The following is a 25982-nucleotide window of genomic DNA, read 5'->3' as shown; positions in this document are numbered from 1 at the left end:
GATCAGTGCTCCCTGGTGTGGGTTGAGGGGGTGGCGTAGTGCTGGATGGTTGGCAGTTGGCGACGCAGGGCCTTGTCTACCAGCCGCGGCAGAATCCCGTTCAGGCGCACGAACAGGCGCTCGGGAAAGCCCAGATGCACCTCGCGCAGATCGGCGTCCAGCGCCTGAACCAATCGCTCGGCGACCAGCTCGGGGCTGTCCATGTTGACCTGCAGTTCGGCGTTCATGGCTTCTACCGCGGCATTGTTCATCTCGGTGCGGGTCGCCCGCGGCGCGAGGTAAAGAACGCCGACATTGGTATCGGCCAGCTCGCGGCGCAGTGCTTCGGAGAAGCCGCGCAGGGCGAACTTGGTCGCGCAGTAGACGCTGAAGCCGGGGTAACCGATCGAGCCGAAGGTCGAGCCGATGTTGACCACACAGCTCTGCGGCTGGCTGCGCAGCAGCGGCAGCATGGCGTGGGTGAGCTGCAGGGTGGCTGTCAGGTTGGTCTCGATCAGATCATTGATGGCCTGCTCCTGCATGTTCTCGAACAGGCCGAAGTGGTTGATGCCGGCGGCGTTGATCAGCAGGTTGATGTCTCCCATCTGCTGCGCCTGGCGCAGCACGCTGGCGCGGTCGGCCGGTTGACGCAAATCGGCCTGCAGACAGCTGACCTGGGACGGATTGCGCTCCACCAGGGCCTGCAGGGCCTTGTCTTGTCGGCCGACCACCAGCACCTGCGCCCCGCGCGCGCAGAGCGCGGCTACGATGGCGCGGCCCATGCCGCCGGTGGCGCCGGTCAGCAGTACACGACTAGCCGACAGCTGCATGGCGCACCTCCTCCTCGACCGAGCCCGGCAGGCTGCGGAACATGTCGGCATAGAGCCGGTAGATCACCTTGGCGGTGTGCAGCACGGCGGTGCGGTCTGCATCGTTGTCGATGCGGTTGACCAGTTGCTCGAAGAACTTCATGTGCTCCAGATCCAGAGAGCCGTGCGAGGTCAGGTAGCTGAATGCCTGCGGCGGCAGGCCCAGGCCTTCCTTGAGGCTGCCGGCGGCCTGGGTGGCCAGCGCGATGCTGGTGCCTTCGAGCACGAACACCATGCCCAGCATGGACATCGGATTGAGCCGGTTGATGCGGTCGTACATGGTGCTGACCATCAGTTCGGTGGCCAGTGCCGGGGTGCTGTGGCGGACCGCCTCGGCGTCGCCACCGCAGGCGCGGATGTCGTTGAGAATCCACTCCTGATGGCCGATTTCCTCCTCGATGTACTCGGCCATGGCCTCGCGCACCCATTCGTGGTCGCTGTCCAGCCGGGCACCGCAGGCCATCAGCAGCGGCACGGTGTGACGCACGTGATGGAAGGCCTGGGCCAGAAACGCGATGTAGCTGTGGCGTTGTACCTCGCCGCGCAGGGCGGCCTGGATCAGCGGTGAGCTGAACAGGTATTCGCGTTCGTTTACGGTTTCGCTTTGCAGTTGTTCAAAGAAAGTCATAGTGCAATGTCCTCGGTCAGCAGGCCCAGCAGGGCCGGACGGTAGTGTTCAATGATCTGCTCACGGCGCAGGCGCCCATTGCTGGTCAGCAGGCCGTTGTCTGGGGTGAAGGGTTCGCTGGCGGTCAACCAGGGGCCGATGCGGGCGTAGTCGGGCAGGCGACTGTTGGCCTGGGCGATCGCCTCTTCGATGTCGGTTACGCGGAAGGCCGGGCTGCGCGGCACGATCAGTGCGACGTTGACCGGCAGGGCTTCGCCGTACACCAGCACCTGGGCAATCGCCGGATGGGCGGCGACCTCGGCCTCGACCCATTCGGGATTGACGTTGCGGCCATAGGCGGTGATGAACTGGTTCTTCTTGCGGCCGAGAATGCTCAGGTAGCCATCCTCCAGCTTGCCGATATCACCGGTCGGCCACTCGTCGGCGGTCAGCGGCGGCTCGCCGAGATAGCCCAGCGCGCGGGCACCGCGGACCATGATCTCGCCGTCATCGGCAAGGCGAATCTGTACATGCGGCAGCGGCTGGCCGACGGTGCCCGGGCGGTTGTAGCCCGGGCGATTGAGGCAGACCACCGACGCGCATTCGGACAGGCCGTAGCCCTCGAACACCGGCAAACCGTGTCTGGCTGCCCGCTCCAGCAATGACGGTGCAACCCGGCCGCCGCCGACCGCGATAAAGCGCAGGCTGCGCGGCAGTGGCGCACCGGCGTCGGCAGCCTGCAGCAGACCCTGCAGCAGCTGCGGCACCAGAATCAGACTGTGCGGCTGGCTCTGGTTGAGCACCGTCAGCAGCCGGGCCGGATTGATCTGCGCGCCCTGCAGGCCGGTTTCGGTCGGCACGCTGATGCTGGCGCCGTTGAGCAGCGCGGTGATGGCGCCCAGATTATCCAGCAGCACGGCCAGCGGCAGCAGAATCAGGTGCTGCTGCGGATCAACCGGCGAGCAGGCCTCACGCAGGCTGTCGGCGACCTGCAGCATGGCTTCGGCAGACAGGCAGACGCCCTTGGGCGTGCCGGTGGTGCCGGAGGTAAAGGTGATCTTGGCGGTGCCGGCCGGGATGCCGACGCCCATCGGTGCCCGTTGCCAGCCCAGCGACGTGGCGGCAAAGCCCTGTGCCAGCAGCTCTGCGCTGTCGTCGGCCATGCCCAGCACGGTGTCGACGCCGGCGCTGCGCAGCAGGTGTTCGCGCTGCTGTCGGGTAAAGAACGGCGCAATCGGCACGCAGATCAGGCCGGCCTTGAGAATCGCCAGATCCCACAACAGCCACTCGCGACCGTTGGGCAGGGCCAGCGCCACGCAGCGGCAGCCGACCGCGCGCAGGTGCTCGGCCCGGCGCTGGATCTCGGCCGGCAAATCGGCGTAGCTGATGCTGCCCTGCTCGTCGCTCAGCGCAGATTTGTTGGGGCGCTCGGCAGCGTGGCGTTCAAGGCTGTGCCAGAGCGTCTCAGGCGCAATCATGGGCAATCTCCGGGCCGGTTTGCAGGTAATCGGGTTGATAGCGCATGCGCTCGAACAGGCCGCGGCGCTGCAGCTGGTTGAAGCCTTCGGGGATATAGCCGGCCATTACCCGGGGGCGGGTGGCGTAGTAGCTGCCCCACTCCAGGCGGGCTTCCCCCAGGCGCAGCGGGTCGGCCGGGCCCAGATCAACCGGGCTCAGGGTCAGGCGCTGGAAGCTGTTGAGCAGCATCGGTGTGCCGGTGAAGACCACCCAGGTGTACCCGCTGGTCGCCAGGTAGTGGGTCAGCGCGATGATCAGCAGGCGCCCTGCTCCGGGAGCCAGTGCGGCCAGATTGCCGACTTCCACCACCTGCTCGCGGTTTACCGGCAGGTCGGTGTGCTGACGAATGGCCTCGCACACCGGCTGATCCAGATAGTGTTCGAGAAACAGCGGGCCACTGGCGCCGCCGCGGATACCCACACCGGCCTGCAGCGTGCCCTGCTGGCAAAGGCCGAGCAGCTCCGGCATGAACTGGCGGACATTGGCGCCGTAGGTGTCGGCAAAACAATCGTGAACAAAGCTCTCCAGCCGCGACCGCAGCGTGCAGTCTGGGTGCTGGGGAGCGTGCAGCAGGGCGGCGTCATCGCCCAGGCGGGCGAGTTGTCGAGCCTGTGGAACCGGGGTCTGTGACATGGCCTTCCTCCTCATGTTGGGGAGGAGAATGGCGGGTGAATCTTAAGATCGGCTTAAGCGAATATTTTGCTGCGTGTTTTTGTTGGTGGAACGGCTGAACGGTTTGCTTGTTACGGGAGGGCCGAGTTCCAACTCGGCCAAGGTGTTGCACCGTGGCTTGCGGGTCGAGCGGGAGCTCGACCTTCCCGGTGGCTTTTGCTCTGCATTTTGCGATTTATATAGTTCGCTTTTCGCCTTCCTTGTGAGCCAAGGGGAGCTACTTGCCCAGCCAGACGTGAAGCGTGCACGGACCAACTCCCCGTTTACGCGGGCGAGTAGCGCAGATTTATCGGGAAAAAGGACCGCAGCATGTCTGAGGGGCGCAGCCCCGAGTTCTGCGGTTCCCCGATAAATCGAGCAACGCAGCGAACCCGAAGGGCCGCGTAGCCGGGTGCCCCGGGGGATCGCTAAGGGGGGCTGGGCAAGCAGCCCCCCTTGGCTCGCCGGGAAAGGCGAAATACTCGGGTAGCGGCCGCACCAATAGTCAGCTGAAAGGAAATGGCGTTTGCTCGCCTCCCCGCCCCTGCGTATATGCTTATCCCCTGCTGCCCCACGCCACCAACTCGAGACCTGTCATGGAACAGACTGCTCTGCTGATCAACACGCCAACCACGCTGGCGCTGACGGTGATTGCCTTGTGGCTGGGCTACTGGATCAACCAGCGGGTCAGTCTGCTCAGCCGTTACAACATCCCGGCGGCGGTCAGTGGCGGGCTACCGATCAGTGCGCTGGTGGCGGTGCTGCAGTTGGTCAGTAATCGCGAGATTCAGTTTGATCTGCAGCTGCGCGATCTGCTGCTGATCGCCTTCTTCAGCACCATCGGGCTTTCGTCGCGGTTGCGTCAGTTGCTGGCCGGCGGGCGCGCGCTGGCGATCATGCTGGGGTTGGCGGTGGTGTTGCTGCTGTGTCAGAACCTGGTGGGTACGCTGCTGGCGCTGGGACTGGGGGAAAGCCCCGTGTACGGGCTGATTGGCGGCAGCATCTCGCTGGCCGGCGGCCACGGCACCGCGCTCACCTGGGGGCAGTTGTTCGAGGAACATTTCCAACTGGCCGACGCCAGTACCCTGGGGCTGGCGATGGCGACCGCCGGCCTGATCAGCGGTGGTCTGCTGGGCGGGCCCGTGTCGGCCTGGCTGATTCGCCGTCATGGGCTGGTGAGCACCGAGGTGGAGAGCGAGTTGCCGCATCTGGAAGGGCGCGGCAAGACCACGTACCTGATCGACCTGGATCATCTGCTTACTGCGGTCCTGCTGATCGCGCTGTGTTTTGCCCTTGGTGCCAGCGTCTACGACTGGCTGTCAGGCTTGGGCCTGCGGCTGCCGGCGTTTCTGACCGCCATGTTCCTCGGCATTGTGCTGGCCAACGGGCTGGATATGGCGGGCGTGGAGGTCGATGCCAGGCCGATTCAACTGGTTGGCGATCTGAGCCTGCAGCTGTTTCTCGGCATGAGCCTGATCAGCCTGCCGCTGCTGTCATTGCAGGGCGCGTTCGGAGTGATCGGCATCATGCTGCTGATACAGGCCGTGGTGATTACCCTGTTTACCGTGTTTCTGGTCTTCCCGCTGCTGGGCCGCAATTACGACGCGGCCTGTATCAGCGCGGGGTTTATCGGCATGGGGCTGGGCGCCACGCCAGTCGGCATCGCCAATATGGATGCCTTGACCAGCCGTTACGGCCCCAGCCCCAAGGCCTATCTGGTGATCCCGCTGCTCGGCGCCTTCTTTATCGACATTGCCAACGCCACGCTGGTGCAGACGCTGCTCGGCTTCGAGCTGTTCAGCCCTTGAGCTTGACCCCGTCGCTGTCGAGCACGGTGAGCTGAATCGGCAAGGCTGCCGCAACGCTCTGCGACACGGTACAGAATTGCTCGAATTGATCGAGAATCCGCTCCAGCCGCTCGAATGCGCTGGCCGGATGGCCCAGATGCAGGGTTACTTCCACGCCGACCACGCGCATGCGGTTCTCCTCGTTGCGCCCGATCAGCCCGACCGCCTCGGTGCGGATGCCGTCGTTCGGCTGGCGGAATTTGGCCAGGGCGAAGATCAGACTGTCACTCAGACAGTTGGCGATAGCGGTAACCAGCAGCTGGGCCGGGCTGGGGCCCTCGTTATTACCCAGTGGTGCCGGCTCGTCGGTGATCAGCGGTGGCGTGCCACCGCTGAAGCGGGCTTCAAATCGATAGCCCTGCTGCTGCTCAAGGGTGACTTCTACACGGTTTTCACTCATCGGGTGCTCCCTTTCGATTGGCGTGCTTGCAAACAATCTATTTTTTTATATATTGTTAGTCAATAGAATGTTCCGAGAGATCGTACTGCTGTCATGAATAACCAATCCGATATCCAGCGTCTGCGCAGCTCTGCTGATCAGGCCCACCAGCTGCTCAAGGCGCTGGCCAACCGTGACCGCTTGCTGCTGCTGTGTCAGCTGGTCGATGGTGAGCGCAATGTTGGTGAGCTTGAAGAGCTGCTGGGCATCGTCCAGCCGACCCTGTCGCAGCAACTGGCCGTGCTGCGCCGTGAGGGGCTGGTGGATACCCGCCGCGAGGGCAAACTCGTTTACTACCGTGTGGCCAGCCGTGAGGCACTGGCTATTCTGCATACCCTGTACGGCCTTTACTGCGCCGAGGAGACAGCTGATGAACATTGATTGGGCGGCGTTTACCCCGTTGTCGGCGTTGCTGGGTGGTGCCTTGATCGGCGCAGCTGCGGCATTGCTGATGCTGTTCAATGGCCGCATCGCCGGTATCAGCGGGTTGGTCGGCCGGCTGCTGACGCCGCAGGCGGGTAACGGCGAGGCGCTGCTGTTTGTGCTCGGGTTACTGCTGGCGCCCTGGATCTATCTGGCCGTGGCAGGCGAGATCAGCGTGCAGGTGGAGGCTGGCCCGCTCGCGCTGATCGTCGGCGGCCTGCTGGTGGGCTTTGGTTCGCGGCTGGGCTCGGGGTGTACCAGCGGTCACGGTGTCTGCGGGCTGTCGCGGCTGTCGCCGCGCTCGCTGGTCGCTACTCTGAGTTTTATGGGCGCGGGCTTTGTCACCGTGTTCGTGCTGCGTCATCTGCCGGGAGTCTGAATCATGCGTGGACTGATTGCATTGGCCAGCGGCCTGCTGTTCGGTTTCGGCCTGCTGATTTCGGGTATGGCCAATCCGGCCAAGGTGCTTGGGTTTCTCGATCTGGCGGGGGCCTGGGACCCTTCGCTGGCGCTGGTCATGGCGGGGGCGATTGGCGTTGCCTTCGTGCCCATGCAGTGGATTCAGCGTCGTGGTACTACCCTGCGCGGTGAGCAGGCACAGTTGCCGACCAGCCGCACCATCGACCGTCGGCTGGTGCTCGGCAGTCTGCTGTTCGGCGCCGGCTGGGGGGTGGCAGGTTTCTGCCCTGGCCCGGCTCTGGTTGCAGCGTCAGCCCTGATCCCGCAGGCACTGCTGCTGGTGGCCGCTATGCTGCTTGGCATGTGGCTGTTTGCCCTGTATGACCGCCAGGTGAAGGCGTGAGTCAGGATCTGCGCCTGCAACCGCCGGGCAGCAATGCGCTGTTCGGCTGGATGCGCCACTATCGGCGCGCCTGGCTGGCGGGTGATCTGACAGCCGGCCTGGTGGTTGGCATCATGATCATCCCGCAGAGCATGGCCTACGCCATGCTCGCCGGGTTGCCGGTGCAGATCGGCTTGTATGCCAGCATTTTGCCGCTGATCGGTTATGCATTGCTGGGCAGCAGTATGACCCTGTCGGTCGGGCCGGTGGCGGTCACCGGCTTGATGACCGCCACTCTGCTCGCGCCGCTTGCGACGGTTGGCTCCGCTGATTACCTGCAGTTGGCGATCTGGCTGGCGCTGCTGTCGGGGCTGATGCTGCTGGGGTTCGGCTTGCTGCGCCTCGGTTTTCTGGCGAATTTTCTCAGCCATCCGGTGATCAGCGGCTTTATCAGCGGTGCGGCGATTCTGATTGTGCTCAGTCAGTTGCCGAAGCTGCTCGGCCTGCGTGGCTGGCCGGATTCCCCACTTGATCTGCTGGGCAGCTGGAATACCGGCAATTCACTGGTGCTGGCGATGGGGTTGGTCGCGCTCGGCTGGTTGCTGTATGCGCGCGGAAAGCTGGCTGGTCACCTGCGCGGGCTCGGCCTGTCTGCGACACTCGCCAGTCTGCTGGCCAAGCTGGCGCCGATTCTGGTGGTGGTGCTGGGTGTGGTGATTACCCTGCTGGCCGATTTGCCCAGCAAGGGCGTCCCGGTAGTCGGGGAGATTCCCGCCGGACTGCCGGAGCTGGTGTGGAATACGCCGGATCTGTCGGCGCTGCGCTCATTGCTGCTGCCGGCGGCGTTGATCAGTCTGGTCAGCTTTGTCGAAAGTGTCTCGATCGCCCAGTCACTGGCGCGGCGCAAGCGCCAGAGCATCGACCCGGATCGCGAACTGCTCGGGCTGGGTGCCGCCAACATTGGTGCCGGTCTGAGCGGCGGCTTTGCCGTCTGTGGCGGCTTCTCCCGCTCCAGTGTCAACATCGAGGCCGGTGCCAATACACCGCTTGCCGGCGTCTTCTCGGCGCTGCTGGTTGGTCTGATTCTGATCAGCATCGCGCCGCTGTTTGCCTGGTTGCCGCAGGTTGTGCTGGCGGCGGTGATTCTGGTTGCAGTGGTGCCGCTGGTCGATCTGGCCAGCTTGCGCCGGGCCTGGCGTTATGACCGGGCCGAAGGTCTGACCCTGCTCAGCACCGCCGTTGGCGTGCTGGTGCTGGGGATCGAGGCGGGCATCGTGCTGGGCGTGTGTTTTGCCATCGTCGCCCAGCTCTGGCGCGGCAGTCGCCCCCACGTGGCAGTGGTCGGCCGGGTGCCGGATACCCACTACTTCCGCAATACCAAACGCCATCTGGTTGAAATTGAACCGCACCTGCTGGCCCTGCGGATCGATGAAAACATCTTTTTTGCCAACACCAAGGCGGTCGAACAGGCCATTTCACAGGCGCTGGCCGACTATCCTGATACCAGAGAAGTGTTACTGATTCTGTCAGCGGTCAACCACATCGACAGCACTGGGCTGGACATGCTCAGCGAGCTGACCGAAGGGCTGCGCGAGCGGGACATTCGTCTGCACCTCGCGGAGGTCAAGGGCCCGGTCATGGATCAACTGCAGCACACCGACTGGATACGGCAGCAGATCGCCGGGGTTTTCCCCAGCACGGATATCGCCTTCAACACCCTGGGCAAGGTCAGAGACCGCGCCCCAGAGCACTCAGGAGAGTAGCCATGAAAGCCAATGTAGGTACTATTGACCGTGTTCTTCGCATCCTCGCAGGAGTCGTGCTGATTGCCCTGACCCTGACCGGCACCATCGGTTTGTGGGGCTGGATCGGGTTGGTGCCGCTGGCAACCGGCGTCTTTCGCTTCTGCCCGCTGTATCCGCTGCTCGGGATCAACACCTGCGGAAAGTGAAGCGTCATAACAGTAAAAAAAGGAGTTTGTATGAAAACCGTGATGACAACCCTGCTGGGCTCCGCCCTGCTCGCTGCCAGCCTGTCCGCCGCTGCGATGGACCCCGAGAAGCAGATTGAAACCCGTCAGGCCGGTTTCAGCTACATGGCCTGGAACATGGGCAAGATCAAGGCGCAGGTCATTGATGGCAGCGTCGAGTACAACCAGCAGCAGGTAGAAGCCGCTGCCAATACCATTGCTGCGATTGCCAACTCGGGCATCGGCGCGCTGTTTGGTCCGGGTACCGAGAAGGACATCGGCGATGTGCGTACCAGTGCAGATCCGTCGCTGTTTGAAAACATGCAGGATGTGGCTCAACTGGCCGGCAACATGGGTACCGCCGCCAACACCCTGGCCGAGAAAGCGGCAACCGGCGACCAGTCGGAAATTCGCCTGGCGTTCGCCGAAGTGGGCAAGACCTGCAAGGCCTGCCACGACAAGTACAAGATGGACTGAGTCGTCAGGTTAGCCGACAAAACCCGCCAATTGGCGGGTTTTTGTTTGATCGGGCGGTTATCGGCCTTCCCGGGGCTTACCAGGCTGGCACGGCGGGCGCCGGCGGCGGTGCGGGAATCCAGGTGCCGGTGGCAAACCAGATGGCTGCGCCGGCGATGACCAGCGTGATGATCAGCGCAACCCAGCCGCCGCCCCTGACCTGTTCAACCTGATTGGCCGGCACCTCTGCCTTGCCGTGAATCATCGGACCAACCAGGTTCTTGCCGCGCAGGCGGTACAGCACAATGGCGAGAATGTGCAGCGCCAGCAGGGCGTAGATCAGCTCTTCGGTGGAACGGTGCCAGCCGCTGAGCAGGCTGCCGGTGTCGCTCGAAGCCAGTCGGCTGAGCGGACCATAGAAGGCCACGTCGTCGTTACTGAACAGCCCGGTTACTGCCTGAAACGCCATCAGCCCCAGCAACGCGAATACCGACAGCGCGCCGATCGGATTATGCCCCAGTGCCTGCCAGCGGCCGCCCAGATAGGCCTTGATACGAGCCGGTGTCGGAAAGAAGCTGGCAAAGCGTGAGTGGGTCGAGCCACAGACGCCCCAGACCAGACGGAAGGCCAGCAGGCCGACGACCGCGATGCCGAAGCGCTCGTGCCATTCGATCCAGTTGCCGCCGAGGCTGATGGTCACCAGCGCGCCGGTGACGGTCAGTGCCAGCAGCCAGTGAAACAGACGCAGGGGAAGATCCCAGACCAGGGTTTTCATTGGGGCAGACTCGTGGTTGTCGGAAAGAGGCTGCAAGGCTACCCCTCTGCAGCCCGCGCTCGCAAGCGTCTGGGCTGCGGGGTGCGCTGATATGTCGCTCAGGGCTGCATGTGGCGACCGAGTTTGTCGCGCAGCAGCTCCGGGTTGTTGCCGGCGGCCTTGTCCAGCTCGGCCAGCTCCTCGGGGATGTACCAGTGCAGCTGGTCCGAGTGGTAGCTGTCCCACACCGCCCTGGCTACTTCAATGGCCTCAATCAGCCGGAATGGCCCCTTGTCCGGCGCCGCCGCCATCATCTCCTCGCTGGGCATCCCGGTCCGGATCAGCCCCGGCAGCGCGTCGGCGCAGCGAATATCGTAACGGCGAAACTCGTTCGACAGCGCCTCGGTCAGGCCCTTTACCGCGTGCTTGCTGGCCGAGTAGACCGCAATCAGCGGCATGCCCATGGTGGCGGAAGAAGACGAGGTGTTGAAGCACAGCGCATTCGGAGTTGCCTTGAGCAGCGGCAGCGCGCTGTGGGTCCCGTTAAGCACGCCGATGACGTTGACGTTGATGATCTTCAGCTGATCCTCGAACGGCATTTCGTCGAAGAAGCCGCGCATGACGATGCCGGCGTTGTTGAACAGAATATCCATGCGCCCGCCGGTGGCTTCGCCAAAGGTAGCGACCGCGGCGTCAAACTGACCCTTGTCGCTGACATCCAGCGTCTGGATCACGCAGTTGTCGGCGCCGAGTTCTGCCTGCAGCGCCTGCAGACCGCCCAGATTCAGGTCAAAGGCACCGATAAACCAGCCCTTTTCGTGGAACAGCCGCGCGGTTTCGCGGCCCATGCCCGACGCTGCCCCGGTGATGAAAATCGCCTGCCGCCCTGCTGCCAGTGTCATGCGCCTATCCTCTTGTTGGTGTTGTGGATGGTTCGACGTTAGCACCGCAAGGCGGCCTTGGGAGCCAACCGCCAGTGGGGCTGATTGATGGGCAATCAGTGGCGTGATGGTGCCGTGGGTCGCTTGGCGCCGAAACAATTGCTCATTAAAAAGCTGGTTTTTCTCGGCCTGGACATCTGCAGGTTGTGCTCAGCGGTATAGCCTTCAGCAAGGCAAAGGGTGATCGCATACAGGAACAGCGCATGTCGGGCAGCGAATTCGATTATGAAGGTACTCTTGAAGCATGCGCCGGCGGCGACCGCGCGGCGTTCAAGCGCTTGTATCAGCAGGAAGCAGGTCAGTTGCTGGGCTTGGCGATCACCCTGCTGGGGCGGCGCGATCAGGCGGAAGATTGCCTGCACGATGCGCTGCTCAAAGTCTGGGTCAATGCCGACCGCTTCGATCGCAGCCTGGGCTCCGGCCGGGCCTGGATCTACAGCATCCTGCGTTACCGCGCGCTCAACCAGCTGCGCGGCCGCAAGCAGCTGGTGGCATCCAATGACGGCTTTATCAACGACATGGCGGACGAGACAGCTCAGGCCGAAGAACTGGCCGATGCGCGTTCTTCTGGGCGCCAGCTGCGGGACTGCCTGCGGCTGCTGGAGCGCCCGCGTCGCCATCCGATTTTGCTTGCGTTCTACCGGGGCCTGACCCATGACCAGATTGCTGCGCGTCTGAGCGCGCCGCTGGGCACCATCAAGGGCCGAATCCGCGCCGGATTGCGCGCACTACAGGAGTGTCTGCAGCCATGATTCCGCAAGCGCCCGAGCAGCGCCGTGCTCTGATCGGCGAATACGTCCTGGGCTTGCTGGAGGAGCCCGAGGCCACAGAAGTCCGCGAACTGATCGAGCATGACCGTGATGCCGCCAGTATGGCGCTGGAATGGGAGCGTCATCTGCTTGATCTGGCTGATGCCCTGCCCGCGCAAACGCCCTCACCGGCACTCTGGCAACGCCTGCAGCAAAGCCTTGGCTGGCAGTCGTCAGTCGATCAGGCGGATAGCAGCCTGGCCCGTTGGTGGAACAGCCTCGGCCTCTGGCGCCTGACCAGCGCCGGCCTCGCCCTGCTGGTGCTGCTCAGCTGGCTGCCAGGCGTGCTGCGTGACAGCGCCTCTGGCCCCAGTTACACCGCCGTGCTGCAGGTGCCGGGCGAAAGTGCGCGGCCGGGATGGGTGATCACCGTGGACGCCAGCGGCACCTTGCACCTCGAATCGCTGGTGGCCGATCAGATTCCACCGGACAACAGCGTGCAGTTCTGGACCCTGATCGATCCCAAGGACGGCCCGCGCTCGCTCGGTTTGATCGAACCGGGCAAGGGCGTCACCCTCAGCGCCGAGCAGATTGGCGCGGTGCAGGCCGGCCAGCTGTTCGAGCTGACGCTGGAGCCCAAGGGCGGCTCGCCGCTCAATCGGCCGACCGGTCCGGTGCTGTATATCGGGCGGGCGGTGCTGACCGCCAGCAATTGAGGGAGAAAAAAGGTTTGCGCGCTGACATCCAGCGTGTGTGGTGGCGGGTATAGCTTGCAGGTGTCTTGCAAAAGCACCACGACAGACGGGCTTTCCGTCACCACCTGCAAGCGAGGATTCACCGATGAAAACAATCAATACCCTGATTCTGAGCAGCTCCCTTGTACTGGCCGCCAGCGGCGCCAGCGCGGCACAACTGATCGCCCTGGGTCAGGACGGCATGTTGCACAAGGTCGATATCGACAGCCTGAGTGTCACCGGCAGCATGATGGTCAGCGGCGCCAGCGACCTGCGCGGTATCGACGTGCGCCCGGCCAACGGCATGCTCTACGCCCTCAGCGGCGGCGACGGCATCTACACCATCAACACCGCCAACGGTGCGGCAACCGCGGCCACCACACTCAAGTCCGCGTTGCCCGGTGACGCCGCCGCGGTCGTTGACTTCAACCCCAAGGCTGATCGCCTGCGCCTGCTCGCTGCCGATGGCACCAACTTCCGCGTCAATGTTGATAACGGCGACGTTGCGGTCGACGGCAGCGTTGCCTACGCCGCCGAAGGTGCCTACGCTGGGCAGACCGCTCAGGTCGTCGCCGGTGCCTACACCAATTCCTACCCCGGCACCGAAACCACCGAGCTGTTCACCGTGGATCTGGCCACCGGCATGTTGATGCTGCAGAACCCGCCGAACGACGGTGTCCAGCAGGCCGTCGGCGAACTCGCCAAGGGCCTCAATGGAGCCGCCATGGATATCGTCAGTAATGGCAGCGGCAACAACACCGCCTACGTGCTGACCGGCAAGACCCTGCACACGGTTGATCTGGCAACTGGCACACCGACCACGCTGGGCGAGGTCGCCGGTCTGGCAGACGGGATTGTCGATATCGCCGTGCTCGGCAGCATGTAAGCCCGGCTGAAGGGAACCGCCCCGCGCGCTGGCGCGGGGTTTTTTGTGTCTGGGTTATGGTGCTGTCGATCAGCTGCGTGGCGGGTTTGAGTGCCACCTCAGGCCGCGGTAAGGAGCTTTTTCAAGTGCCCTTAATCGTGACTCTAGTGAACCGCAGTGCAGTTCGAGCTTGTGCCCGTCTGGGGCCAGCAGATAGAGCGAGTCGCCCTCGCTGCTGTTCTTTTGCCATTGCTGCACGGCCAGGTCCGGCAAGCGTGCGCGCAGCGCAGCCAATGCGTCTACCTGCATTGAGAAGGCGATATGGCTGTAGTCCGCAGCGGGTTTTGGCTGCCCAAGATTCAGGCAGAACCACAGTTCACCTGCACTAAGGTAGGCGCCTTTATCCCAACTGACATGCAACTGCATGCCCAGCAGGTCGCGGTAGAAAGTGATCGATGTGCCGAGGTCGCGGACAGTAATCGTGATGTGGTTGAGGGCCTGGATCATGGCGTCTGTCGAGAACCGAAGGTGCGAGCAGGGCGATGGCATGAACTGCCCCGACAACCTCGCGGGTGGCGGCGTCAGTTTTTGCAGCCGTTCTTGTCGCAGGTAATGCGCTCGGAGGATTGTACCCAGTGATGTGCATTCTCTCGGGTGTTAAATCCGCACCCGGTTCTACCGCCTTTGCTGCCCGAATGAACGATACCAGTAGGGGTGTGCTTCACGGCCATGATCCTTCTCCTTTGCGTGGCTATTACGTCCTTTTTGGCGTTACGTCTCTGCAGGGCTGCTGCAGAGTAAGAAGTGTAGTCGATGAGTTGCGGCAGGGCGAAAGCCATGGGGCACGGAGGCCCGGACTGCGATGAGCCGATTAACTTGCGTATTCGGCTCATTAAGTGAGCCGAATATCGGCTATGTTTGGGGCGTGGACGGCGGAAACGAGCGTAGCGCATTGTTGGTGGAGACGCCGCTGGCTTACTCCACCCTACCGTGCCGCGTTGGCCCGTCAGAGCACCGCCTTGCCCAGCAACAACACGCCGGTCACCACCAGCAGCCCGTATACCACCTGCCGAAAGCGCTGTTCGTTCAGGCGGTGATGGAGGACTTCGCCGAGGATGACGCCGATCACCAGCAGCGGCAGGTAGCTGGCGATGCGTGGCAGGTTGGGCAGCAGGCTGCCGTCGAGCAGGAACAGCACGGTCATGCTGCTGTTGAGGGTGAACCAGACGCTGATCAGGGTGGCGCGCAGCTGGCTCTTGTCCAGTCGGGTGCCGGCCAGCGCGTAGACCAGCAGCGGGCCGCCGGAGGCGAACAGGCCGTGGGTCAGGCCGGCGCCGAGGGTCAGGCTGCGGCTCAGCCAGCTCGGGTGCGGCGGGCTGATATGACCACGGAACATGCGTAGCAGCTCACGACCGGCAAACCACAGCACCAGCACACCGAACAGTGCCTTGAGCAGCTCGCCGCTGAGCCACGGCCGCAGTCCGTAACCGAGCAGCATACCGATCAGCATCAGCGGCAGGATCAGTTTGAGCAGGGTTGGCCAGTGAATGTGCTGGCGGTTGCGCCAGGCCAGATAGCCGCTCATGCAGATATTGAGCGGCACCAGTACCGGCAGCATGGCCGGAATCGGCAACAGCAATGCGCCGAGCGACAGGGCAATGACGATACTGCCGAAGCCGGTGATGGCTTCGATGGTGTAGGCCAGCAGGATAAACAGCCCCAGCCATAGCCAGGGATTGAGCAGCAGGGTGTCGAGGGACATGGTGTTTTCTTGTAGTGGAGGATTAGCCCAGCTCACCGGCAAAGCGCTTGCGCACCTGGCGCAGATACAGCGCCGGGGCAAAACGCCAGAGCAGGCTGCCGAAGCGGGAAACCGGTTCGGGCAGCAGCCAACGGTGCCGTTTTACCAGGGCTTCGTCAATCAGGCCGACCATCCATTCCGGGGTGCGCATGCCGCCGACCATGGAGCGCGCGTGGCTGGCGGGTTTGCCGTCCTTGCCCAAGGCATTGTGCTCGATCGGGGTGTCGAGAAAGCTCGGGTAGACCATCAGCACGTGGATGTTGTCGCGCTCCAGCTCCAGTCGCAGCACCTCGAAGAACTGGGTCAGCGCGCCCTTGGCAGCGCAATAGGCCGCGCGCCCCGGTACCGGCATCCAGCCGGCCATTGAACCGATGCAGAGAATCTCGCCTTCACTGGCGCGCAGCAGTGGCAGCGCAGCCATGGTCAGCTCAACCGGACCCTGCCAGTCCACCGCCATGACCCTGCGGAACACCGCCGGATCGGTCTGATGCGCTGGTGAGCGGTGGGTGATGCCGGCGTTGTTGACCAGTCGATCAAGGCGACCGAAGTGGTCGCTGGTGGCCTTGATCAGCCGCTGAATGTCGTCGGCGCTGGTGATGTCGGCGGTGACCGCGAGTACCCGCTCGGGGGCATTCAGTTCCTGCTCGCGCTGCCTGAGCAGCGCCTCGTTGACGTCGGCCATGACCAGGCTGTGGCCGGCGTCGAACCAGCGCTTGGCCATCGCCCAGCCTAGGCCGGAGGCGGCGCCGGTGATCAGAATTACTTTCATGGAGAGCTCCCTTTGGTCGCAGCGGCAAGCTTCAAGCTGTAAGCCTCAAGCGGGCCGCTGCATCCTTTGCATTTGGGGTTAGCGCCTCACTGCCGGGCGCGCTGAGTGGTTTTCGCTTATCGCTTGAAGCTTGTGGCTTGCAGCTATTACTGCCTCAGGCCGCGCTGCTCGATGAAATATTCAAATGTCTCCGCCGAGGTCTTTTGCAACTGATACCCAAACTCCTCCTTCAGCCGCCGGTTGCTCAGCACCGGGCGGTAGCGCAGGAAGTTGATCTGCTCCGGGCCGGTGGGTTTGCCGAGCCATTTGGCGACCTGCAGCGCGCTTTTCAGAATCCACGGTGAGACGGTCAGCAGCGGTTTGTTCAGCTTCCGGGCGATTTCGCGCATGGTCAGGGCGCCGTCGCCGGCCATGTTGAAGATGCCCTGGCGGTCGTCACGGATGCCCATCTCCATCGCGGCCAGCACGTCCTGATCCCAGATGAACACGAACGGCGAGTCGCTGCCTTTGATCGCCAGCACGCGCCTGGCTTCGAACAGATTGGTGATCTGGTTGCGGGTTTCGCTGCCGAGCACGGTGCCCGGGCGGAACACCAGTTGCTGCAGAGCCGGATGTTCGCGGCGGTACTCTGCCAGCAGTTCCTCGATCTGGCGCTTGTGATCGGAGTAGGCGAACTCGCGGTTGCCGCGGATGGCGTCCTGTTCGTCAATCCAGGCCGGGTTATCAGGGTAGTAGCCGTAGGCTGCGCCGGAACTGGTCACGGTCAGATGCTGCACCCCAGCCTCCACGCAGGCCTTGAGTACGTTGCGGGTGCCGTTGACGTCGATGTCGAAGTCGCGTTCGCGGTCCTTCGAGGCCTGCAGGATAGACGCCAGATGCACCACGTGGGTGATCTGCTCGCGTTTGAGCAGATCGACCAGGCCGGTGTCGCGGATATCCATGACCTGCAGCGGAAAATCCAGATCGTCACGGCTGCGGATGTCGGTGCCGATGACGTAAAAGTCCCTGGCCAGGCGGTTGCCAAGTTGATGACCTATATAGCCGGCGGCGCCGGTGATCAGAATGCGTTTGCTCATGGTTACAGGCTCTGCGATACGCCGCGGCGAGCGGCTTCTTGTTGTTGTTCGTGGCGTTCGGTGCGGCGGCTCTGACGTGCCCACAGCTGCGACAGGGTCAGCCCGGAGACCAGATGCCAGACGCCCCAGAAGGCCGTGATCAGCATCATGCCGCCGGCGTCGGGGAAGAAAGTGAAGAGGATCACCAGCCCCAGGCCGGAGTTCTGGATGCCCACTTCCATGGTCACGGCCCGGCGGTCAGCCAGCGGCAGGCGCAGCAGCCGTGCCATGCCGTAGCCCAGGCTCAGCGCCAGCAGGTTGTGGGCGACCACCAGCCAGAAGAAGCTGTGGAAGCGTTCGATAAACAGATCGAAGTTGTTGGTAAAGGCGATGGCGACAAAACCGAGGAACACCAGCAGCGAGATCACCCGCAGGGGCTTTTCGCTGCGCGTCACCAGCGCCGGCCAGCGCTTGCCGCTGACCATGCCAAGCAGCAATGGCAGGGCCAGCACCAGCAGCACGATGACCAGAATGCCGGTCGGGTCGAGGCTGATCTGGGTCAGGTACTCGCGGGTGTGCGGGTTGAGCCAGCCATAGAAGGCAAAGTTGAGTGGCGTCAGCACTGTCGCGGCCAGACTGGAAACCGCCGTCATGCTGACGGAAACGGCGACATTGCCGCGGCCCAGCCAGGTCATGACGTTGGAGAAACTGCCACCCGGGCAGGAGGCGACCAGGATCATGCCCAGCGCCAGTTCCGGGTCGATGTTCAGCAGCCAGGTGAACAGGCAGGTAGCGGCCGGCAGCAGCAGAAACTGCGCAATCAGCCCGGCTACCGGCGCCACCGGCGCCTTGAGGATGCGCTTGAAGTCATCCAGCGTCAGGCTCAGCGACACGCCGAACATCATCGCCGCCATGATCAGGTTGAGGGTGATCAGGCTGGCCGGGTCGAACTGGATCGGCAGCGCGCCGCTCATGTCGCCGGCACCGGCTGCGGTGCGGCCTGCTCAAGACCGGCCTCCAGCTCGGTGATGTGCTGGTGCAGGGCGTCCAGATAGGCATCCTTGTTGACGTAGTAGGCCATGCGCGCGAGCTTGATGTAGTCGTAGCCACCGTCCAGATTGGTGGTCGCCTTCTGCCGTTTGGTGGCGGCAAAGCTGGCCGCCTGGGCGCTGCCCTGACGGTGCCGGTGAATATACAGCGCGGTCAGCCTGGCCTGCAGGTTGCGGCCTTCCCAGCCGAGTCCGGCGGCTTCGATCATGCCCATCATGAACAGGTTGTCGTACTCGGGGTGGAATACGTTCAGGTACAGCTGCGGTGCATCCAGCGCCGCCGGCCAGTTCAGGTGCTCGCGCTTGATGAACGGGTAATCCAGCTGATACCCGGTGGCCAGCAGAATCAGGTCGTATTCGGCGCTTTCGCCGTCGACAAAATCAACCCGGTTGCCGTCCATGCCCTGAATGTCGCGGCGGGCGTGGATATCGCCATGACCCAGGTGATGCAGGATCAGCGAGTTGACCACCGGGTGCGACTCGTACATGCGGTAGTCCGGATCGGGCAGCCCGTAGTCCGAGGGCTTGCCCATGATGAAGCGGATCAGGGCAGCGTCCATGCGCTGCTTCAGCGGGCGTGGCAGCTTGAACTTGCGGCCGGCGCTGAGGGTATCGGTCGGCTTGCCCTTGATGAATTTGGGCAGGAAGTAATAGCCACGGCGCAGGCTCATATCGACTGATTTGGCGTGGTGCACCGCATCGACCGCGATGTCGGCGCCGGAGTTGCCGCAGCCGACGATCAGCACCCGCTTGCCCTTGAACACCTCGGCGCTGCGGTACTCGGCCGAGTGCATGATCTGGCCGTCGAAGCGCCCCGGCAGCGTCGGCCGGTTCGGCGTGTGCAGGGTGCCGTTGGCGATCAGCAGGCCCTCGAAGCGGCGACTCTGCTGCCGGCCTTCGCGCTCGGTGATGATGTTCCAGTGGCTGCCATCGCGCTCGACGCTCAGCACCCGGGTGTTGAATTCGTAATGACGGTACAGATCAAAGTGCCTGGCATAGGCCTGGAAGTAGCGCTTCATCTCGCTGTGGTGCGGGTACAGCGCGACGCTGTCTTCCATCGGGAATTCGGCGAACTCGGTCATCCGCTTGGAGGAGATCAGGTGCGCGCTGTCGTACATGGTGCTGTGCGGATTGTCGATGTCCCACAGCCCGCCAACGTCGCTGTGCAGCTCAAGGCCGATGAAGGGAATGTCCAGCTTCTGCAGGTTGCGGGCAGTGGCCAGACCCATAGGGCCGGCGCCGATGACAGCGTACATGGGGATACCTCAACTTGTTCTTGTCTTTGTTATGGGCCCTGCGCTGCGCGTGTTACATCCGAACGGCGGCAAGGTATGATCACGAGTCTAGCCAAACGCCCTGCGGCGGTATCGGACAAAACGGGACAGGAATCCGGCAATTCAAGCCATGTTGAGCGTCGACCACAGCGTTACTCCTCTTTATGCCCAGGCGTTGCTGCAGTCCGCGCAGCGGCTTGGTATTACCCTGCCCGTCGACCTGATCGCGCGGCTGCAGGGCAGCGAGCGTATCCCGCTGGCGGTACAGGACGAACTCTGGGACCGCTACTGCGAGCTGGCCGCCGACCCGCTGGTCGGGCTGCGGCTGGGGCTGGATATGCAGGTCGGTCATCTGGACAGCGCCGGCATGTTGCTGGTGACCTGCGAGACCCTCGGCGAAGCGCTGACCGAGCAGGTTGAGTATGCCCCCTTGATCGGCGCCGGTGGCGAGTTTCAGCTGCTGCGCGACGGCGACGAGATGGCGATCGACTACCAGCCGCATCTCAAGGTGCGCCAGGCAGAGCGGGTTGAGGCCGTGCTCGCCAGCCAGCTTAACCTGACACGCTGGGCCACCGGCGGCCGCTTTGCCCCCAGTGGCATCTGGCTCGCGCACGCCCCGCTGGCGCCGCTGGAAGACTACCGCGCATTGATCGACTGCCCGCTGCACTTCGAGGCCGGCTGCAATCGCATCACGTTCTCTGCCGATCAGCTCGACCTGCCGCAGATTCAGGCCAACAGCGCCCTGCGCGATCACCTGCGCCAGCTGGCCGACCAGACCCTCGCCAGCCTCGGCCAGCACAGCCTGGCCGCCGAGGTGCAGGCGCAGGTGCGCAGCCAGCCGCGCTGGGGCAAGGAACGGATTGCCGAGCAGCTGGGCCTGAGCGGCCGCCACCTCAACCGCAAGCTGGCCGAGGAAGGGCTGTCGTTCAAGACCCTGCGTGAATCGGTGCTGCAGGAGATGGCCTGTCAGGCCTTGCAACAGGGGCGCCTGAGCGTGGCGCAGATTGCGGAGCAGCTGGGCTTTTCCGACGAGAACGCCTTTGTTCGCGCCTTCCGCCGCTGGCAGGGCGAGACGCCGGCGCGATATCGGGCGTCCCGCCACCAAGCCTGATGTCAGGACTCCTTGCCGACAGCACTGAAACTCAGGCAGGTGTAGTCGAGAAAGCGTTCGATCAGCTCTATTGCCTGCGGGGTAAGACTCACCAGTCGAATGCGGCGGTCACTGTCACAGGGTTGTTCTTCCAGCATTCCCCTCTCAATTGCCTGCTGAACATATTTCACCGCAGTGCGGCGACTGATGTTGGGCATCAGTGGGTACAGTTCTGTCTTGGGCTGGGGTGGCTGGTCGCGCACAAGCCAGAGATGGGTAAACAGGTCACAGTAGTTGAGATCGCTGGTCCCGGTGTCGGCGAAGGTCTTTGCCCAGAAGGCGTCCATCTCCAGAATCGCGCGGCTGGCCAAGGCGCGCTGGGTATTGCTGTATTTCCTGCTCATCCGTTTGTTTCGCTCTGCTCATCATGGGGCGCTTTTTGTCCGTCTGCACCAGGGCAGCGCAGACGGGTGCAAGGCGACCACTTGATTTACATGCCGATGAGCATGTAAATCAGCAACATATGCAAATCTGCACCTATATGGCATGACGCTTGCTTTGTTCTGCTCAGGCAATGATACGAGCGGAGAAGCGGCATGCAATGCGATTTGTTCAAGACGCTCTGGGGCCATCAGGGCTCGTTCGAGAGTGCGGCCCTGCTGGCGAGCGCGGCGGGATTCACTGGCATCGAAGCCCCAGCCCCCGAGCATGATGACCAGCGGGCCGAACTGGCACAAGTGCTGCGGCGGCACGGCTTACGCTACATCTCCGAAATTTGTACCACCGGCAGCTATGTGCCCGACCGCCATGCGACCCCGGATGAGCATCTGCAGTCGTTGGAGCAGAAGATTCAGCGCAGCCTCCCGTTGGAGCCCCTGTTTTTCAATGTCATGGGTGGCTGTGATGCCTGGTCGCTGGACGTGCAGATCGATTTTTTCGGCCGGGCCCAAGCTTTGGCTGACCGGCTTGGCGTGCTGTGTTCGTTCGAAACTCACCGCGGCCGCTCCTTTTTCAATCCCTGGGTAACGCGAGACGTGCTGCGTGCTCTGCCTGATCTGCGCATTACCTGTGACTTCAGTCATTGGGTTGTGGTTTGCGAGCGGCTGATGGACAGCGAGTGGGAAACCATCCTCGAGGTAGCCGAGCGTGCCCATCACATCCATGGTCGCGTGGGGTATGACCAGGGCCCGCAGGTACCGCACCCTGCTGCGCCCGAGTACGCCGAGGCGTTGGCTTCGCATGAACGTTGCTGGCAGGCGATCTGGGCCTCGCAAGTGCGGCGCGGATACCGGCGTACCACCATGACCCCCGAGTTTGGCCCTGACGGCTACCTGCATACCCTGCCCTTCACCCATCAGCCGGTGGCGGATCTGTGGCAGGTCAACAGCTGGATCGGCAAGCGCCAGCAAGACCAATTTACGCGCTGGCTCGATGGCCAGCGCGCTGCTGCTGCAATCGAGGAGTGAACTGATGTCTGCTGCAAAAAGCATCTGGCGTGACGAGCGGGGCATGTTGTCGAATCTGCTGGCCGTCGCCTACATCCTGTTGACCTATCTGGGTGGCTGGTACGCCCTGTGGATTGCCACCTGGTGGAGCTGGCCCCTTGGTGTGCTGGCGGTGGCGCACGGCATGGCCATCGCTGCCTACCTGCTGCATGACTGCGGGCACAATGCGATCTTTCGCAAGGTCGAGCACAACACCCGTCTCGGGCGCTGGCTGAATGTGATCGCCGGCGCCAACTACGGCACCTACGAAGACGTGCGCTACAAGCACATGCGCCATCATGTCGATAACTGCGAACCGCTCAGCTTTGACTATCGTGCCTGGCTGCTCGCTCGCCCGCGCATTCACAAGTTTGTGCGCGCGCTGGAGTGGGCATACATCCCGGCGGTAGAGCTGCTGATGCACGGTATGCTGATTGCCGCGCCGTTCTGCATGGATAGCAAGCGCGACCAGCGCTCCCGGGTAATTCGCGTTACCCTGGTACGCGCGGGACTGTTTGCTCTGGTGCTGTATCTGGCACCGCTGGCAGCGCTCGGCTACGTACTTGCCTACCTGCTGTTTCTCACCTTTCTGCGCTTTATGGACTCGTTCCAGCACAACTACGAAATCGTCTACACGCTGGATGAGTCCGGGCAGCCGGCGCCCTACAAGGGCAACCGCGAGTACGAGGAAGCCAACACCTACAGCAACCTGATCTCCCGGCGCTGGCCCTGGCTTAACCTGCTGGCGCTGAACTTTTCCTATCACAACGCGCATCACACTCGGCCAACGGTGGCCTGGCATCGTCTGCCGGCTTATCACCGAGAGCTCTATGGTGATGATTGCCCACAGCTATTGAGCTTCTGGGGGCAGGTCAAGTGCTTTCACCGTCACCGCGTCGAGCGCGTGCTGGCTGAGGAGTACGGCACCGCTGATGTCCGCGAGACGGTGCGTAACGGCGACGCTGTGGGCGTCAACGCGCTGTCATTCCTGACTGCGTTCTGAGAGGTGTTTATGGAGCAGTGGCTGATGCGCTTTGGTGACCTGTTCGAGTTCAAACAGCCGGTCACGCCGAGCACAAAGGTGGTCCTCGGCGTTGCGGCCTGGTGCCTGCTGCTGCTGGGGTGGCATTGGGCTGCGACATGGCGGGGCGAGGTCAGCCCACTGTTTCCGGGGCCACTGCAGGTGCTTGAGGCGCTGCGCGAACTGTTCTTCGAGCGCGGTTTTATCAGCGACGTATGGAGCAGCCTGACCCGGATCGGTATCAGCTTTGCGCTCGCAGCACTGATCGCCATCCCGCTAGGGGTACTGATGGGGAGTTTTGCTTCGGTATCCGCGTTCTTCAATCCGCTGGTGTCCGCATTCCGTTACCTGCCTGCTCCAGCCTTTATTCCGCTGCTGCTGATGTGGCTGGGTACCGGGGATGAACAAAAGATCGCGCTGCTGATGCTCGGGGTGGTCTGGTTCCTGATCACCCTGGTGAGCGATGTCACCAGCCAAGTGCCGCAGGACTTTATAGAAACCTCGAAAACCCTCGGCGGCTCGAAGCGCATTGTGCTCTGGACGGTGGTTGTGCGTTCGGCCTTGCCGGGCATCGTCGATACCTGCCGACAGATGATGGCGGTCAGTTGGACCTATCTGGTGATCGCCGAGATCGTCGCGGCGACCGACGGCATCGGCGCAATGATGATGCGTGCCCGGCGCTTTGTACACGTGGATGAAATCATGGCCGGCATCGTCGTAATCGGCGTGCTCGGCCTGCTCTGTGATCTGGGATTCAGGGCGTTGCACTGGTGGTGGTTTCCCTATCTCAGGCGGCGCGCCAGCTAGTACTTGACACAGTTGAGAGCGGCAGGGCCTGCTGGCGCTGCCGGACAAGGTTAATCACGCGGGAGAGACAACATGCAGTTGAACAACTGGAGTAAAGCGTTCAAGGGGTGTCTGCTGGGGGCTGCGCTGATGGGCACCGCCGGTGTGGTCCAGGCAGTCGAGAAGGTCAATGTCTCACTATTTTCGTGGCCCGGTTATGCCTTCTGGTATATCGCCAAGGAAAAGAATCTGGTGCCGGATCTGGACCTGCAAATCAGTATCATCGAAGACCCTTACGAGAGCTTTGCACTGATGAGTGCCGGGCAGCTGGATGTGACCTCCAGCACAGTCGAGTACGGCCCTATCGCGGTCGACAAGAATGTGCCGGTCAGACTGGTGACCTATACCAACCCGTCCTACGGCACCGACAAGATCATTCTAGCTCCTTCGATTTCATCGCCAAGCGAGCTCAAGGGTAAAAAGGTGGCCGTGCTGGAGGGTGGGCTGACCCAGATATTCATGGGCATCTGGCTTGAGGAAAACGGTGTCGGAATTGATGAGGTCGAGTTCGTCAATGTGATCATGGACGAAGCCGCAGGCGCGATGCTGGGCGGCACCGTCAGCGCGGCCGAGTTCTGGGAACCCTTTGGCAGTCAGGTGCTGAACAATATGCCGGGCTCGCGCGTCATGGCTACCTCCAGCGAGGAAAAATGGATCAGCACTGCCCTGTTGGGTGATGGCATGTACATGAGCCAGACCTTCCTGGAGGAGCGCCCCGAGGCAGCGGCAATGGCGATGGATGCCTACTTCAAGGCAGTTGACTGGTGGAAGGCCAATCCTGAAGAAGGCAACCGGATCATTGCCGATGCTATCCAATTCTCCGTAGGTGACGTCGAAATGGTGATTGGTGCCGATGGCGAAATCCTCAAGGGCGGAATCATGGTGTTTGACCGTGAGCAGGCCGGTCGCTTCATGGGGGTAGTTGATGGTGAGCTGCCGCTGGGGATGAAAAACGGCCAGATCGTCGAGCACTGGAACACCACCAATAGCTGGTGGAAGAAGTTCGGTCAGGTGGATGCCATGCATGACTGGACTACAGGTGTGAACCTGGAACCACTGCGGGCGGTGCTGCAGGCAGAACAGCCATGAACGCGGCGGTTAAACCGGTACCGCTGAGCGTAGGGCAGGCATTGCGTGTCAGCGAACTCAGCAAGTCGTTTGGCGATCGTGGTCGGGAGGTAGTGGCAGTAGATCGGGTGACCTTTGATGTTGAGGCCCACCAGGTCTGCATCCTGCTGGGCCCTTCCGGCTGTGGTAAGTCTACGGTGCTGCGCATGATGGCCGGACTGGAACAACCTACCAGCGGCGAGATCTTGCTGGCTGGTGAACCGGTGCGCGGCCCGCACCGGGATCGCGGCATGGTCTTTCAGGGGTACACCTCGTTCCCCTGGCTGACCGTGCGCGAGAACGTCGCCTACGGTCTGAAGATCAATGGCGATACGCTCGCACTGCGCGAGGGCACGGTCGACTACTTCATCGATCGAGTTGGCCTGCGGCGCTTTGCCGAGGCCTACCCGCACGAACTGTCCGGCGGCATGCGTCAGCGCGTGGCGCTGGCGAGGGCTTTGGCCAATGCACCTAAAGTTTTGCTGATGGATGAGCCATTCGGCGCTCTGGACGCCGAAACCCGCTGGCAGATGCAGGAGCTGTTGCTGGATGTGGTGCGCAAGGAGCGCATGACGGTGGTGATGGTGACCCACGACGTCGAGGAGGGACTGCTACTGGGTGATCGTATCGTCTTCATGTCGCGTCACCCGGGTCGTGTGCGCAGCCTGATGCAGCCGCCGTTTAAGGCCGATGGCAGTATCGCCACCCGTGAGGCTTTGCGCTCGCATTCGCAGTACGCACCGATGGAGCAGCAGATTCTCGGCATGATGCGGGATGAAGGCGGGCACTAGGCCGCCTTGCGCACCTGCATGTGGGCCGGAAAGACCAGCATCACGGCTTGCCTTTAATTGCCGCTGGCGTATGGTAGGCCTACTGTTGTTTCTTCGAGTGGAGCTGTGCGCGT

The 25982-nt window shown here is 62.8% G+C and carries 29 protein-coding genes and 1 pseudogene; 16 read left to right on the top strand and 14 right to left on the bottom strand.

From position 1 onward, the window contains the following. Positions 1-2: 2 nt before the first annotated feature. Genes O5O48_RS04990 through O5O48_RS04975 form a run of 4 tightly spaced genes read right to left on the bottom strand, consistent with a single transcriptional unit; the run spans position 3 to position 3606 of the window. The gene (locus tag O5O48_RS04990; protein WP_269688344.1) at positions 3-809 is read right to left on the bottom strand and encodes an SDR family oxidoreductase; all 807 of its coding nucleotides are present in this window, start codon (positions 807-809) and stop codon (positions 3-5) included. Further along, positions 793-1476: a TenA family transcriptional regulator gene (locus O5O48_RS04985; RefSeq protein WP_088277699.1), complete on the bottom strand. Its 684-nt coding sequence runs from the start codon at positions 1474-1476 to the stop codon at positions 793-795. Before O5O48_RS04985 ends, O5O48_RS04990 begins: the two co-directional genes overlap by 17 nt. Then, the gene (locus O5O48_RS04980) at positions 1473-2933 is read right to left on the bottom strand and encodes an AMP-binding protein (protein ID WP_269688343.1); all 1461 of its coding nucleotides are present in this window, start codon (positions 2931-2933) and stop codon (positions 1473-1475) included. The genes O5O48_RS04985 and O5O48_RS04980 overlap by 4 nt, the downstream gene beginning before the upstream one ends. Continuing rightward, positions 2920-3606, bottom strand: a complete 687-nt coding sequence (locus tag O5O48_RS04975) for a thermostable hemolysin (protein ID WP_269688342.1) — start codon at positions 3604-3606, stop codon at positions 2920-2922. Before O5O48_RS04975 ends, O5O48_RS04980 begins: the two co-directional genes overlap by 14 nt. A 614-nt stretch (positions 3607-4220) precedes the next feature. Between O5O48_RS04975 and gltS the strand changes: the two genes are divergently transcribed. Beyond that, on the top strand, positions 4221-5432 hold the full coding sequence (gltS, locus tag O5O48_RS04970) for a sodium/glutamate symporter (RefSeq protein ID WP_269688341.1): 1212 nt from the start codon (positions 4221-4223) through the stop codon (positions 5430-5432). Here the strand turns inward: gltS and O5O48_RS04965 are convergent. After that, complete coding sequence (locus O5O48_RS04965; protein WP_233048622.1) at positions 5422-5871, bottom strand: OsmC family protein; 450 nt, start codon at positions 5869-5871, stop codon at positions 5422-5424. The genes gltS and O5O48_RS04965 overlap by 11 nt on opposite strands. Positions 5872-5964: 93 nt before the next feature. On the opposite strand from O5O48_RS04965, the pseudogene O5O48_RS17715 reads away from it, so the two are divergent. The 6 genes and pseudogenes from O5O48_RS17715 to O5O48_RS04935 form a co-directional block, all read left to right on the top strand. Beyond that, positions 5965-6174, top strand: a pseudogene (locus O5O48_RS17715) (ArsR/SmtB family transcription factor); the annotation flags it as partial. After that, positions 6077-6712: a YeeE/YedE family protein gene (locus O5O48_RS04955; RefSeq protein WP_332367350.1), complete on the top strand. Its 636-nt coding sequence runs from the start codon at positions 6077-6079 to the stop codon at positions 6710-6712. The pseudogene O5O48_RS17715 and the gene O5O48_RS04955, both read left to right, overlap by 98 nt. Before the next feature lie 3 nt (positions 6713-6715). Continuing rightward, positions 6716-7135, top strand: coding sequence for a DUF6691 family protein (locus tag O5O48_RS04950; RefSeq protein WP_269688339.1), 420 nt, complete (start codon positions 6716-6718; stop codon positions 7133-7135). After that, positions 7132-8877 carry a SulP family inorganic anion transporter gene (locus O5O48_RS04945; protein ID WP_269688338.1) on the top strand — a complete coding sequence of 582 codons (1746 nt, stop codon included), beginning with the start codon at positions 7132-7134 and terminating at the stop codon, positions 8875-8877. The genes O5O48_RS04950 and O5O48_RS04945 overlap by 4 nt, the downstream gene beginning before the upstream one ends. Before the next feature lie 2 nt (positions 8878-8879). Further along, positions 8880-9065 carry a YgaP family membrane protein gene (locus O5O48_RS04940; RefSeq protein ID WP_233048625.1) on the top strand — a complete coding sequence of 62 codons (186 nt, stop codon included), beginning with the start codon at positions 8880-8882 and terminating at the stop codon, positions 9063-9065. A gap of 30 nt (positions 9066-9095) precedes the next feature. Next, on the top strand, positions 9096-9560 hold the full coding sequence (locus O5O48_RS04935) for a c-type cytochrome (RefSeq protein WP_269688337.1): 465 nt from the start codon (positions 9096-9098) through the stop codon (positions 9558-9560). Between the two features lie 76 nt (positions 9561-9636). Here O5O48_RS04935 and O5O48_RS04930 read toward each other — a convergent pair whose 3' ends face one another. Next, on the bottom strand, positions 9637-10314 hold the full coding sequence (locus tag O5O48_RS04930) for a cytochrome b/b6 domain-containing protein (protein WP_233048627.1): 678 nt from the start codon (positions 10312-10314) through the stop codon (positions 9637-9639). A gap of 98 nt (positions 10315-10412) precedes the next feature. Beyond that, a complete protein-coding gene (locus tag O5O48_RS04925; protein WP_269688336.1) occupies positions 10413-11195 on the bottom strand; it encodes an SDR family oxidoreductase in 783 nt (260 codons plus the stop codon). Between the two features lie 242 nt (positions 11196-11437). On the opposite strand from O5O48_RS04925, the gene O5O48_RS04920 reads away from it, so the two are divergent. The 3 genes from O5O48_RS04920 to O5O48_RS04910 all read left to right on the top strand — a co-directional run bounded on the left by O5O48_RS04920 (position 11438) and on the right by O5O48_RS04910 (position 13603). Continuing rightward, the gene (locus tag O5O48_RS04920; protein WP_269688335.1) at positions 11438-11986 is read left to right on the top strand and encodes a sigma-70 family RNA polymerase sigma factor; all 549 of its coding nucleotides are present in this window, start codon (positions 11438-11440) and stop codon (positions 11984-11986) included. Then, positions 11983-12699, top strand: a complete 717-nt coding sequence (locus O5O48_RS04915) for an anti-sigma factor (protein ID WP_269688334.1) — start codon at positions 11983-11985, stop codon at positions 12697-12699. Before O5O48_RS04920 ends, O5O48_RS04915 begins: the two co-directional genes overlap by 4 nt. Positions 12700-12823: 124 nt before the next feature. Continuing rightward, entirely contained in the window at positions 12824-13603 is a 780-nt protein-coding gene (locus tag O5O48_RS04910) for a DUF4394 domain-containing protein (RefSeq protein WP_269688333.1), read from the top strand. A 69-nt stretch (positions 13604-13672) separates the two neighbouring features. On the opposite strand, the gene fos is transcribed toward O5O48_RS04910, so the two are convergent. From fos to O5O48_RS04880, 6 genes are all read right to left on the bottom strand, one after another. Then, the gene (gene fos, locus O5O48_RS04905; RefSeq protein WP_269688332.1) at positions 13673-14089 is read right to left on the bottom strand and encodes a fosfomycin resistance glutathione transferase; all 417 of its coding nucleotides are present in this window, start codon (positions 14087-14089) and stop codon (positions 13673-13675) included. Between the two features lie 499 nt (positions 14090-14588). After that, entirely contained in the window at positions 14589-15344 is a 756-nt protein-coding gene (locus O5O48_RS04900; RefSeq protein WP_269688331.1) for a sulfite exporter TauE/SafE family protein, read from the bottom strand. A gap of 22 nt (positions 15345-15366) precedes the next feature. Continuing rightward, entirely contained in the window at positions 15367-16152 is a 786-nt protein-coding gene (locus tag O5O48_RS04895) for an SDR family oxidoreductase (RefSeq protein ID WP_269688330.1), read from the bottom strand. A gap of 146 nt (positions 16153-16298) precedes the next feature. Continuing rightward, positions 16299-17228, bottom strand: coding sequence for an SDR family oxidoreductase (locus O5O48_RS04890; protein ID WP_269688329.1), 930 nt, complete (start codon positions 17226-17228; stop codon positions 16299-16301). A gap of 2 nt (positions 17229-17230) precedes the next feature. Next, positions 17231-18181, bottom strand: coding sequence for a bile acid:sodium symporter family protein (locus O5O48_RS04885; RefSeq protein WP_233048635.1), 951 nt, complete (start codon positions 18179-18181; stop codon positions 17231-17233). Continuing rightward, a complete protein-coding gene (locus O5O48_RS04880) occupies positions 18178-19512 on the bottom strand; it encodes a flavin-containing monooxygenase (protein WP_269688328.1) in 1335 nt (444 codons plus the stop codon). The genes O5O48_RS04885 and O5O48_RS04880 overlap by 4 nt, the downstream gene beginning before the upstream one ends. A gap of 148 nt (positions 19513-19660) precedes the next feature. Here O5O48_RS04880 and O5O48_RS04875 point away from each other — a divergent pair, with 148 nt between their 5' ends. After that, the gene (locus tag O5O48_RS04875; protein WP_269688327.1) at positions 19661-20641 is read left to right on the top strand and encodes an AraC family transcriptional regulator; all 981 of its coding nucleotides are present in this window, start codon (positions 19661-19663) and stop codon (positions 20639-20641) included. A gap of 2 nt (positions 20642-20643) precedes the next feature. On the opposite strand, the gene O5O48_RS04870 is transcribed toward O5O48_RS04875, so the two are convergent. After that, entirely contained in the window at positions 20644-21024 is a 381-nt protein-coding gene (locus O5O48_RS04870) for a hypothetical protein (RefSeq protein WP_269688326.1), read from the bottom strand. A 192-nt stretch (positions 21025-21216) separates the two neighbouring features. Between O5O48_RS04870 and O5O48_RS04865 the strand changes: the two genes are divergently transcribed. The 5 genes from O5O48_RS04865 to O5O48_RS04845 all read left to right on the top strand — a co-directional run bounded on the left by O5O48_RS04865 (position 21217) and on the right by O5O48_RS04845 (position 25869). Further along, the gene (locus tag O5O48_RS04865; protein ID WP_269688325.1) at positions 21217-22086 is read left to right on the top strand and encodes a sugar phosphate isomerase/epimerase family protein; all 870 of its coding nucleotides are present in this window, start codon (positions 21217-21219) and stop codon (positions 22084-22086) included. Between the two features lie 4 nt (positions 22087-22090). Further along, positions 22091-23107, top strand: coding sequence for a fatty acid desaturase family protein (locus tag O5O48_RS04860; protein WP_269688324.1), 1017 nt, complete (start codon positions 22091-22093; stop codon positions 23105-23107). A gap of 9 nt (positions 23108-23116) precedes the next feature. Further along, complete coding sequence (locus O5O48_RS04855; protein WP_269688323.1) at positions 23117-23932, top strand: ABC transporter permease; 816 nt, start codon at positions 23117-23119, stop codon at positions 23930-23932. A gap of 72 nt (positions 23933-24004) precedes the next feature. After that, on the top strand, positions 24005-25060 hold the full coding sequence (locus O5O48_RS04850; protein WP_269688322.1) for an ABC transporter substrate-binding protein: 1056 nt from the start codon (positions 24005-24007) through the stop codon (positions 25058-25060). Then, positions 25057-25869 carry an ABC transporter ATP-binding protein gene (locus O5O48_RS04845; protein WP_269688321.1) on the top strand — a complete coding sequence of 271 codons (813 nt, stop codon included), beginning with the start codon at positions 25057-25059 and terminating at the stop codon, positions 25867-25869. Before O5O48_RS04850 ends, O5O48_RS04845 begins: the two co-directional genes overlap by 4 nt. Positions 25870-25982 lie beyond the last annotated feature (113 nt).

The sequence above is a fragment of the Halopseudomonas sp. MFKK-1 genome (genome assembly GCF_027474385.1).
Lineage (GTDB): Bacteria > Pseudomonadota > Gammaproteobacteria > Pseudomonadales > Pseudomonadaceae > Halopseudomonas > Halopseudomonas aestusnigri.
This window is presented reverse-complemented; position numbering and strand designations above follow the sequence as displayed.

Bases quoted from the DNA above. Each gene is read 5' to 3' on its own strand.
- O5O48_RS04990 (WP_269688344.1), bottom strand. From the start codon at position 809: ATGCAGCTGTCGGCTAGTCGTGTACTGCTGACCGGCGCCACCGGCGGC.
- O5O48_RS04985 (WP_088277699.1), bottom strand. From the start codon at position 1,476: ATGACTTTCTTTGAACAACTGCAAAGCGAAACCGTAAACGAACGCGAA.
- O5O48_RS04980 (WP_269688343.1), bottom strand. From the start codon at position 2,933: ATGATTGCGCCTGAGACGCTCTGGCACAGCCTTGAACGCCACGCTGCC.
- O5O48_RS04975 (WP_269688342.1), bottom strand. From the start codon at position 3,606: ATGTCACAGACCCCGGTTCCACAGGCTCGACAACTCGCCCGCCTGGGC.
- gltS (WP_269688341.1), top strand. From the start codon at position 4,221: ATGGAACAGACTGCTCTGCTGATCAACACGCCAACCACGCTGGCGCTG.
- O5O48_RS04965 (WP_233048622.1), bottom strand. From the start codon at position 5,871: ATGAGTGAAAACCGTGTAGAAGTCACCCTTGAGCAGCAGCAGGGCTAT.
- O5O48_RS04955 (WP_332367350.1), top strand. From the start codon at position 6,077: ATGGTGAGCGCAATGTTGGTGAGCTTGAAGAGCTGCTGGGCATCGTCC.
- O5O48_RS04950 (WP_269688339.1), top strand. From the start codon at position 6,716: ATGCGTGGACTGATTGCATTGGCCAGCGGCCTGCTGTTCGGTTTCGGC.
- O5O48_RS04940 (WP_233048625.1), top strand. From the start codon at position 8,880: ATGAAAGCCAATGTAGGTACTATTGACCGTGTTCTTCGCATCCTCGCA.
- O5O48_RS04935 (WP_269688337.1), top strand. From the start codon at position 9,096: ATGAAAACCGTGATGACAACCCTGCTGGGCTCCGCCCTGCTCGCTGCC.
- O5O48_RS04930 (WP_233048627.1), bottom strand. From the start codon at position 10,314: ATGAAAACCCTGGTCTGGGATCTTCCCCTGCGTCTGTTTCACTGGCTG.
- O5O48_RS04925 (WP_269688336.1), bottom strand. From the start codon at position 11,195: ATGACACTGGCAGCAGGGCGGCAGGCGATTTTCATCACCGGGGCAGCG.
- O5O48_RS04920 (WP_269688335.1), top strand. From the start codon at position 11,438: ATGTCGGGCAGCGAATTCGATTATGAAGGTACTCTTGAAGCATGCGCC.
- O5O48_RS04915 (WP_269688334.1), top strand. From the start codon at position 11,983: ATGATTCCGCAAGCGCCCGAGCAGCGCCGTGCTCTGATCGGCGAATAC.
- O5O48_RS04910 (WP_269688333.1), top strand. From the start codon at position 12,824: ATGAAAACAATCAATACCCTGATTCTGAGCAGCTCCCTTGTACTGGCC.
- fos (WP_269688332.1), bottom strand. From the start codon at position 14,089: ATGATCCAGGCCCTCAACCACATCACGATTACTGTCCGCGACCTCGGC.
- O5O48_RS04900 (WP_269688331.1), bottom strand. From the start codon at position 15,344: ATGTCCCTCGACACCCTGCTGCTCAATCCCTGGCTATGGCTGGGGCTG.
- O5O48_RS04895 (WP_269688330.1), bottom strand. From the start codon at position 16,152: ATGAAAGTAATTCTGATCACCGGCGCCGCCTCCGGCCTAGGCTGGGCG.
- O5O48_RS04890 (WP_269688329.1), bottom strand. From the start codon at position 17,228: ATGAGCAAACGCATTCTGATCACCGGCGCCGCCGGCTATATAGGTCAT.
- O5O48_RS04885 (WP_233048635.1), bottom strand. From the start codon at position 18,181: ATGAGCGGCGCGCTGCCGATCCAGTTCGACCCGGCCAGCCTGATCACC.
- O5O48_RS04880 (WP_269688328.1), bottom strand. From the start codon at position 19,512: ATGTACGCTGTCATCGGCGCCGGCCCTATGGGTCTGGCCACTGCCCGC.
- O5O48_RS04875 (WP_269688327.1), top strand. From the start codon at position 19,661: ATGTTGAGCGTCGACCACAGCGTTACTCCTCTTTATGCCCAGGCGTTG.
- O5O48_RS04870 (WP_269688326.1), bottom strand. From the start codon at position 21,024: ATGAGCAGGAAATACAGCAATACCCAGCGCGCCTTGGCCAGCCGCGCG.
- O5O48_RS04865 (WP_269688325.1), top strand. From the start codon at position 21,217: ATGCAATGCGATTTGTTCAAGACGCTCTGGGGCCATCAGGGCTCGTTC.
- O5O48_RS04860 (WP_269688324.1), top strand. From the start codon at position 22,091: ATGTCTGCTGCAAAAAGCATCTGGCGTGACGAGCGGGGCATGTTGTCG.
- O5O48_RS04855 (WP_269688323.1), top strand. From the start codon at position 23,117: ATGGAGCAGTGGCTGATGCGCTTTGGTGACCTGTTCGAGTTCAAACAG.
- O5O48_RS04850 (WP_269688322.1), top strand. From the start codon at position 24,005: ATGCAGTTGAACAACTGGAGTAAAGCGTTCAAGGGGTGTCTGCTGGGG.
- O5O48_RS04845 (WP_269688321.1), top strand. From the start codon at position 25,057: ATGAACGCGGCGGTTAAACCGGTACCGCTGAGCGTAGGGCAGGCATTG.